Source organism: Streptomyces pseudogriseolus, from assembly GCA_002154585.1.
GTDB lineage: Bacteria > Actinomycetota > Actinomycetes > Streptomycetales > Streptomycetaceae > Streptomyces > Streptomyces pseudogriseolus.
Window position 1 is genome coordinate 1 of the sequence record MUNG01000087.1, and the last position, 8,293, is coordinate 8,293.

Annotated in this window: 8 protein-coding genes; all 8 read left to right on the forward strand. The window is 73.6% G+C overall.

Annotated elements, in window-relative coordinates:
- Position 1 precedes the first annotated feature (1 nt).
- Positions 2-709, forward strand: a complete 708-nt coding sequence (locus CCN29_RS09310; protein WP_086680943.1) for an aldose epimerase family protein — start codon at positions 2-4, stop codon at positions 707-709.
- Between the two features lie 9 nt (positions 710-718).
- Entirely contained in the window at positions 719-1,267 is a 549-nt protein-coding gene (gene pyrE / locus CCN29_RS09315; RefSeq protein WP_006135086.1) for an orotate phosphoribosyltransferase, read from the forward strand.
- A gap of 157 nt (positions 1,268-1,424) precedes the next feature.
- Complete coding sequence (fbaA, locus tag CCN29_RS09320) at positions 1,425-2,456, forward strand: class II fructose-bisphosphate aldolase (protein WP_006135088.1); 1,032 nt, start codon at positions 1,425-1,427, stop codon at positions 2,454-2,456.
- 62 nt (positions 2,457-2,518) lie between these two features.
- On the forward strand, positions 2,519-3,988 hold the full coding sequence (locus CCN29_RS09325) for an MFS transporter (RefSeq protein ID WP_086680945.1): 1,470 nt from the start codon (positions 2,519-2,521) through the stop codon (positions 3,986-3,988).
- A 17-nt stretch (positions 3,989-4,005) separates the two neighbouring features.
- On the forward strand, positions 4,006-4,419 hold the full coding sequence (locus CCN29_RS09330) for a DUF3151 domain-containing protein (protein WP_006135091.1): 414 nt from the start codon (positions 4,006-4,008) through the stop codon (positions 4,417-4,419).
- A 165-nt stretch (positions 4,420-4,584) separates the two neighbouring features.
- The gene (locus CCN29_RS09335; protein WP_086680947.1) at positions 4,585-5,430 is read left to right on the forward strand and encodes a tryptophan 2,3-dioxygenase family protein; all 846 of its coding nucleotides are present in this window, start codon (positions 4,585-4,587) and stop codon (positions 5,428-5,430) included.
- Entirely contained in the window at positions 5,423-6,691 is a 1,269-nt protein-coding gene (gene kynU, locus CCN29_RS09340; RefSeq protein ID WP_086680948.1) for a kynureninase, read from the forward strand. Before CCN29_RS09335 ends, kynU begins: the two co-directional genes overlap by 8 nt.
- A 596-nt stretch (positions 6,692-7,287) precedes the next feature.
- Positions 7,288-8,157, forward strand: a complete 870-nt coding sequence (locus CCN29_RS09345; RefSeq protein WP_006135094.1) for an alpha/beta hydrolase — start codon at positions 7,288-7,290, stop codon at positions 8,155-8,157.
- Positions 8,158-8,293: the final 136 nt, after the last annotated feature.

Sequence of the window (8,293 nt, forward strand, 5' to 3'; positions counted from 1 at the left end):
GCTGCGGCTCGGGGGTGTGGAGCTGTTGCGGCAGGGGGAGCGGTACGGGTGTTTCCCGATGGTCCCCTGGTGCGGGCGGCTGCGCGACGGGCGGTTCCGGGACGGCGCCACCGTGCAGCAGATGCCGCTCAACGCGCCCCCGCACGCGATCCACGGCACCGCGCGCAACGCTCCCTGGCGCACCGCCCGCAGGAGCGGCGACGAGGCCGTGCTGACGTACGACCTGGTGGATCCGTGGCCGTACGCGGGACGGGTCACGCAGCAGGTGGCGCTCACCGAGGAGTCGCTGACGCTGACGATGGGCGTGGAGACGTACGAGTCGTCGTTCCCGGCGCAGATCGGCTGGCACCCGTGGTTCAACCGGAACCTCGGCGGCGAGGACGTGCGCGTCGACTTCGCGCCCGCCTGGCAGGAGGAGCGCGGGGAGGACCACCTGCCGACCGGGAAGCGCATCGACCCGACGCCGGGCCCGTGGGACGACTGCTTCGGCATGCCGGACGGCGTGGACGTCACCCTCACCTGGCCGGGGCAGCTCCAGCTGAAGGTGACGAGCCGCGTCGAGTGGGTCGTGGTCTACGACGAGCAGGCCGAGGCCGTCTGCGTCGAGCCGCAGACCGGGCCGCCGGACGGGCTGAACACCCACCCGCGCCTGGTCACGCCGCTGGAGCCGCTGGAGGCCTCGACGACCTGGACCTGGACCCGCCTTTAAGCTGGCGGCATGACGGACACGCGTGGCGCGCTGCTGCAGCAGATCAAGGACAAGGCCGTGGTGCACGGCAAGGTGACCCTCTCCTCGGGCCTGGAGGCCGACTACTACGTCGACCTGCGCCGCGTCACCCTCGACGGCGAGGCCGCCCCGCTGGTCGGGCAGGTGCTGCTGGACCTGACCGAGGAGCTGGAGTTCGACGCGGTGGGCGGCCTGACCATGGGCGCCGACCCGGTCGCCGCCGCGCTGCTGCACGCCGCCGCCGCGCGCGGCCGCAGGCTGGACGCGTTCGTCGTGCGCAAGGCCGCCAAGGCGCACGGACTTCAGCGCCGCGTGGAGGGCCCGGACATCAAGGGCCGCCGTGTCCTGGTGGTGGAGGACACCTCCACCACCGGTGGTTCCCCGCTCACCGCAGTGGAGGCCGTGCGTGAGGCCGGCGCGGAGGTCGTGGCCGTGGCGACCATCGTCGACCGGGCCACCGGCGCCGCCGAGAAGATCCGCGAGGGCGCCGGGGTGCCGTACCTGTTCGCCTACTCCAAGGACGAACTCGGCCTGGACTGACCGGCCCCGCCGACCCCGCCGACCACAGGGCGGACAACGGCATGGACGTTCCGGCCGAGTCTGGAAGGATGTGACCGACAATGACGTCGCATCCAAGGTTCCAGGTCAGGGCCGACAGTACGCAGCACCCCACCCCGCACTCTTAAGGAGCGGACAGATGCCCATCGCAACTCCCGAGGTCTACAACGAGATGCTCGACCGGGCGAAGGCGGAGAAGTTCGCCTACCCGGCCATCAACGTCACCTCGTCCCAGACCCTGCACGCGGCTCTGCGCGGCTTCGCCGAGGCGGAGAGCGACGGCATCGTGCAGATCTCCACGGGCGGTGCCGAGTTCCTGGGCGGCCAGCACAGCAAGGACATGGTGACCGGCGCCGTCGCGCTCGCCGAGTTCGCGCACATCGTCGCCGAGAAGTACGACGTCAACATCGCCCTGCACACGGACCACTGCCCGAAGGACAAGCTCGACGGCTACGTGCGTCCACTGCTCGGGGTGTCCGAGGAGCGCGTCAAGGCCGGCCGCAACCCGCTGTTCCAGTCCCACATGTGGGACGGCTCCGCGGAGACCCTCGCCGACAACCTGAGCATCGCCCAGGAGCTGCTCGAGCGCGCCCGCGCCGCCAAGATCATCCTCGAGGTGGAGATCACCCCGACCGGCGGCGAGGAGGACGGCGTCTCCCACGAGATCAACGACTCCCTCTACACCACGGTCGACGACGCGATCCGCACCGCCGAGGCCCTCGGCCTGGGCGACAAGGGCCGCTACCTGCTCGCCGCGTCCTTCGGCAACGTGCACGGCGTGTACAAGCCGGGCAACGTCGTCCTGCGTCCCGAGCTGCTGAAGGAGCTCAACGAGGGCGTCGCCGCCAAGTACGGCAAGCCGGCCGGCTCCCAGCCGTTCGACTTCGTGTTCCACGGCGGCTCGGGCTCCACGGAGGAGGAGATCCGCACCGCGCTGGAGAACGGCGTCGTCAAGATGAACATCGACACCGACACCCAGTACGCGTTCACGCGTCCGGTCGCCGACCACATGTTCCGCAACTACGACGGCGTCCTGAAGGTCGACGGCGAGGTCGGCAACAAGAAGACCTACGACCCGCGCACCTGGGGCAAGCTCGCCGAGGCGTCGATGGCCGCCCGCGTCGTGGAGGCCTGCACGCACCTGCGTTCCACGGGCACCCGCATCAAGTAACCCCACGCACGCGTCGAGCCCGGCACCTGCCCAGGTGCCGGGCTCTTCCGTATGCTCCGGGTATGTCCGACGTCCGGCTGTCGTCCCCGCAGGGCAGGTGGATCCTGTTCACCACGGTCCTCGGCTCCGGCATGGCCCTGCTCGACTCGACCGTCGTCAACGTCGCCCTGCCGCGCATCGGCGAGGACCTCGGCGCCGACCTCGGCGCGCTCCAGTGGACCGTCAACGCCTACCTCGTCACGCTGGCCGGGCTGATCCTGCTGGGCGGTGCGCTCGGTGACCGGTTCGGGCGGCGCCGGGTGTTCGTCGTCGGCGTGCTGTGGTTCGCCGCCGCCTCCCTGCTGTGCGGGATCGCGCCGAACGCGGCCATGCTCAACGCGGCCCGGGCCCTCCAGGGCGCGGGCGGTGCGCTGCTCACGCCCGGCTCGCTCGCGCTGATCCAGGCGTCCTTCCACCCCGACGACCGGGGCCGCGCGGTGGGTCTGTGGTCCGGCTTCGGCGGGATCGGCGCGGCCGTCGGCCCGTTCCTCGGCGGCTGGCTGGTGGACGGGCCCGGCTGGCGCTGGGTGTTCCTGATCAACGTGCCGCTCGCCCTGCTGTGCGCGCCGGTCGCCGTGCGCCATGTGCCCGAGTCGTCCGGCGGGCGGGCGGAGGGGCACTTCGACGTGCTCGGCGCGGCGCTCGGCGCGGTCGCCCTCGCGCTGGTGACGTACGCGCTGATCGGGGCGGGTGACGGCTCGCCGCTGGTCGCCGTGTCCGCGGTGGCGGGGCTCGCCGCCGCCGTCGGGTTCGTGCTGGTGGAGAAGCGGCGGCCGGGCCCGATGATGCCGCTGGAGATCTTCTCGTCCCGCCAGTTCTCGGCGGTCAACGGCGTCACCCTGTGCGTGTACGCGGCGTTCGGCGGGTTCTTCTTCCTCGCCGCGCTCCAGCTCCAGGTCGTCGTCGGCTGGTCCGCGCTCGCCGCCGGCACCGCGCTGCTGCCGACGACCGCCCTGATGCTGCTGCTGTCCGCCCGCTCGGGCGAGCTGGCCGACCGGATCGGGCCGCGCCTGCCGCTCACCGTGGGCCCGCTGCTGTGCGCGGCCGGGGTGCTGCTGATGCTGCGGGTCGGACCGGACGCCTCGTACGCGGCCGACGTGCTGCCCGCGCTGCTGGTGCTGGGCCTCGGCATGGTCACCCTGGTCGCGCCGCTGACGGCGTCCGTGCTGGCGTCCGTGGACGTCGCGCGGGCGGGCCTGGCCAGCGGGGTGAACAACGCCGCCGCCCGCGCCGCCGGACTGCTGGCGGTGGCCGCGCTGCCGCTGCTCGCCGGGATGGGTCCGGAGGCGTACCGGCAGCCGGCGGCGTTCGACGCCGCGTTCGACCGGGCGATGCTGCTGTGCGCGGGCGTCCTGGCGATCGGCGCGGTCCTCGCGGCGGCGACCGTGCGGCGTCCCCCGCCGGGCTGCCGGCGCCCCGAGTGCCGTTCCCACGGCAGTGTGGCCGTGCCCCCGATGGAGGCGGACCCGCGGCGGGGGAGCGGCGCCCTGTGATGTACGAGACTGGAGCCATGTCCATTCACGAGAACCTGCTCGGGGGCCCGCCCCCGACCCACCTCCCCGACGACCCGGAGCCGCGCGAGCTGCTGGCGTCCGGCGCCACCCCCGCCGACGTCGCGGGCCGGTACCCGACCTCCTCGCTGGCCTGGGCGCGCCTGGCCGACGAGGCGTTCGAGCGGGACAGCGTCGTCGAGTCCTACGCGTACGCCCGCACGGGCTACCACCGCGGCCTGGACGCGCTGCGCCGCAGCGGCTGGAAGGGCCACGGCCCGGTGCCGTGGGAGCACGAGCCGAACCGCGGCTTCCTGCGCGCCCTGCACGCCCTCGCCCGCGCCGCGCAGGCGATCGGCGAGCAGGAGGAGTACGAGCGCTGCACCCAGTTCCTGAAGGACTCCTCGCCGACGGCGGCGCAGGTCCTGGGCTGATCCGGCCGGAAAACGGAAGGTGATCACCGCGGGGTCCCGCTCGCTCGGCGGGCGGGCCTTGCGGTGGTGGGGGACGATTGCGCAGGATGCACCGTGGGGACCGGGGCCCCCGTGCCGGTAACGGCAGGGGCGGACCGCTACCCGGAGTACACGCAGGAGACAGCGATGTCCCACGAGGCTCACGAGCCCGAGACCCCGCATCTCGCCCCGAAAATTGATTGGAGCCAGGGCACGACGCCCTACGAGGACTACGTCAAGGCCGACGTCCTCACCCACCTCCAGCACACCCTCTCGGACGATCCCGGAGAGATGGTCTTCCTGGTCACCACCCAGGTGATGGAGCTGTGGTTCACCGTGATCGTGCACGAGTGGGAGACCGCGGCGCAGGCGCTGCGCCGCGACGACGTGCCGACCGCGCTCGACGCGCTGCGCCGCTCACGGCGCGAACTGGAGGCGCTGAACGCCTCCTGGAAGCCGCTGGCCGGGCTCACCCCGGCGCAGTTCAACTCCTACCGCGGCGCCCTCGGCGAGGGCTCCGGGTTCCAGTCGGCGATGTACCGGCGCATGGAGTTCCTGCTCGGCGACAAGTCCGCGTCGATGCTGGTCCCGCACCGGGGCGCCCCGCGGGTGCACGCCGAGCTGGAGAAGGCCCTGCACGAGCCCGGTCTGTACGACGAGGTGCTGCGGTTCCTCGCCCGGCGCGGCCACCCCGTGCCGAAGGAGGTGCTGGAGCGCGACGTGTCGCGGAAGTACGAGCCGTCGCGTGCGGTCGAGGAGATCTGGACGGCCGTCTACGCGGGCGACGAGCGGGACGAGGTGGCGCGGCTCGGCGAGGCGCTCACCGATGTGGCCGAGCTGGTGTGGCGCTGGCGCAACGACCATCTGGTCGCCACCCGCCGGGCCATGGGGGCCAAGACCGGAACAGGAGGGTCCGCCGGAGTGGCGTGGCTGGAGAAGCGGGCGCAGAAGAGCGTGTTCCCCGAGCTGTGGACGGCGCGGTCCTATGTCTGAGCTGACGGAGAAGGCCGGGAAGCTGGACGCGGTGGACGAACTCGCGGCCAAGCGCGCCGAGTTCGTGCTCGACGGACCCGAAGGCGCGGTCTACCTGGACGGCAACTCGCTGGGCGCGCTGCCCGTCGGCGTGCCCGGCCGGGTCGCGGACGTGGTCGCCCGCCAGTGGGGCGAGCTGCGCATCCGCTCCTGGACGGAAGAAGGCTGGTGGACGGCGCCGGAGCGGATCGGCGACCGGATCGCCCCGCTGGTCGGCGCGGCGGCCGGGCAGGTCGTGGTGGGCGACTCCACCAGCGTCAACGTGTTCAAGGCGCTGGTCGGCGCGGTGCGCCTGGCGCGGGAGACCGGTGCCGGGCGGGACGAGATCCTGGTCGACGCGACCACGTTCCCCACGGACGGCTACATCGCCGGCTCGGCGGCCCGTATGACCGGCTGCACCCTGCGCCCGGTGACGCCCTCGGACGTGCCGGACGCGCTCGGGGAGCACACGGCGGCCGTGCTGCTCAACCACGTCGACTACCGCACCGGCCGGCTGCACGACCTGCCGTCGCTCACGGCCGCCGTGCACGCGGCGGGCGCGTACGCCGTCTGGGACCTGTGCCACAGCGCGGGCGCGCTGCCCGTGGGCCTGGACGCGCACGGCGTGGACCTGGCCGTCGGCTGCACCTACAAGTATCTGAACGGCGGCCCCGGTTCGCCTGCGTACCTGTACGTGCGGGCGGACCTGCAGGACCGCTTCGACTCGCCGCTGCCCGGCTGGAACTCGCACGCGGAGCCCTTCGGGATGCGCTCCGACTACGAACCGGCCGAGGGCGCGGTGCGCGGAAGGGTCGGTACCCCGGACATCCTGTCCATGCTCGCCCTGGAGGCGGCGCTCGAGGTGTGGGACGGGGTGACGGTCGAGGCGGTGCGCGCCAAGTCCCTCGCCCTGACCGACTTCTTCCTGGAGTGCGTCGGGGAGTACGTCCCGGAGGGCCGGGTGGAGTGCCTGACCCCGCTGCCGCACGCGGAGCGGGGCAGCCAGGTCGCCCTGCGCTGCTCCCCCACTCTCGGCTCCGCTCGAGCGGGAGGTGCCCCCACCGCCGGTCCCGTGATGCGGCGGCTGATCGAGCGGGGCGTGGTCGGCGACTTCCGCCACCCGGACGTGCTGCGCTTCGGATTCACCCCGCTGTACGTCGGTTTCGCCGACGTGGAGCGGGCCGCGCGGGCCCTCGCCGAGGAGCTGTCCGAGGCGACGGCCGAGCGGTCGCACCGGGTGTGACCCTACGGTGGCCGTGGCTGGGCGCGCCCCCAGGGGCACGGGGGACTGCGCGCCCAGCCACGACGTGCCCGCACCCGGCGCACAACAGGTACTGGCACCCCGGTGGCCGCGGCGGGCGCCGAGGCGCAGCCGCCTCCAGGGGCGCGGGGAACTGCGCGCTCAGCCACGACGTGCCTGCACTCGGCGTACAACAGGTGCTGGCACCCCGGTGGCCGTACGGAGGTATGGCGCGGGCCCGCTGGAAGGGTGCCGCCTGCGCCCACCCGTGCCGCCCCAAGCGGCACGACTGCCCGCAGGCGGCAGGGGCGCGGGGAACTGCGCGACCGGCCACGACGTGGCCGCACCCGACGTGCAAGGGGTACTGGCACCCCAGTGGCTGTACGGAGGTATGGCGCGGGCCCGCTGGAAGGGTGCCGCCTGCGCCCACCCTCCCCCACTCTCGGCTTCGCTCGAGCGGGAGGTACCCCCATCGCCCCAGCGGCACGACTGCCCGCAGGCGGTGAGAGGGGCGGCCGGAGTGCTGGTACCGTCCCGCCGAACGGCCGCGTCACTGCCCGGTCCGGTCGAACCACGTTGCATCGCTGAGAGGTTGGAGCATGACGGACGACGTCGCAGCCGCCCGGGCCGCCGCCGAGGAGAGGTCGGCCTTCTCCCACCCGCCGGTCGATCCGGACGTCACGGCGGCCTACGGCGACGATCCCGACCACGTGATCGACTTCCACGCGCCGCGCGGCGGGAACGGACCCGCGCCCGTGGTCGTCGTGCTGCACGGCGGCGCCTGGCGCGCCGCCCACGACCGGCGGCACGTCGGCCCGTTCGCGGCGTTCCTCGCGCGGCGCGGTTTCGCCGTGGCCGTCGTCGAGTACCGGCGCGGCGCGGCCCGGGCGGACGGCGGCGGTCCGGTGGCCGGGCGCTGGCCCGACACCTTCGACGACGTCGCCGCCGCGCTGGACGCCCTGCCCACGCTGATACGGGAGCACCTCCCCGCGGGCGACCCGCGCCGCATCGTCCTCACCGGTCACTCCGCGGGCGGACACCTGGCCCTGTGGGCCGCCGCCCGGCACGTCCTGCCCGCCGGTTCGCCCTGGCGCACCGACGCCCCCGCACCCCTGCGCGGGGTCGTCGCCCTCGCCCCCATCGCGGACCTGGAGGTCGCCGACAAGCTTGGTGTGTGCGGCGGCGCGGCCCGCGAACTCCTCGGCGGCGACGACCACTTCGCCGAGCGCAGGCCGCACGCCGACCCGGCGCTGCTGCTGCCCACCGGCATCGCCACCACCCTCGTCCAGGGCCGCGCCGACACCGTCGTCCCGCACGCGGTCGCCGAGTCGTACGCGGACGCGGCGGCGAAGGCCGGCGAGGTCGTCGGGGTGACCCTGCTGCCGGACGTCGGCCACTTCCCGCTCATCGATCCCGCGGCGGACGCCTGCGCCGTCGTCGCGGAGGAGATCGCCCAGCTCGCCTGGTGAACGCGGCGACCCTCAACTCCCCCTGGCGCAGGGCTTCGTCATACCCCTAGTACCTGAGAGCTACCCCGCGGATGAGTCCCCCGGCGGGACGCGGGTTACCCGCCGCGCTCCGTAACTTCCTTGCCTGACACGCCCG

Coding starts and splice junctions, on each gene's coding strand:
- CCN29_RS09335 (WP_086680947.1), top strand. CDS start 4,585: ATGTCCCACGAGGCTCACGAGCCCGAGACCCCGCATCTCGCCCCGAAA.
- kynU (WP_086680948.1), top strand. CDS start 5,423: ATGTCTGAGCTGACGGAGAAGGCCGGGAAGCTGGACGCGGTGGACGAA.
- CCN29_RS09325 (WP_086680945.1), top strand. CDS start 2,519: ATGTCCGACGTCCGGCTGTCGTCCCCGCAGGGCAGGTGGATCCTGTTC.
- pyrE (WP_006135086.1), top strand. CDS start 719: ATGACGGACACGCGTGGCGCGCTGCTGCAGCAGATCAAGGACAAGGCC.
- CCN29_RS09330 (WP_006135091.1), top strand. CDS start 4,006: ATGTCCATTCACGAGAACCTGCTCGGGGGCCCGCCCCCGACCCACCTC.
- fbaA (WP_006135088.1), top strand. CDS start 1,425: ATGCCCATCGCAACTCCCGAGGTCTACAACGAGATGCTCGACCGGGCG.
- CCN29_RS09345 (WP_006135094.1), top strand. CDS start 7,288: ATGACGGACGACGTCGCAGCCGCCCGGGCCGCCGCCGAGGAGAGGTCG.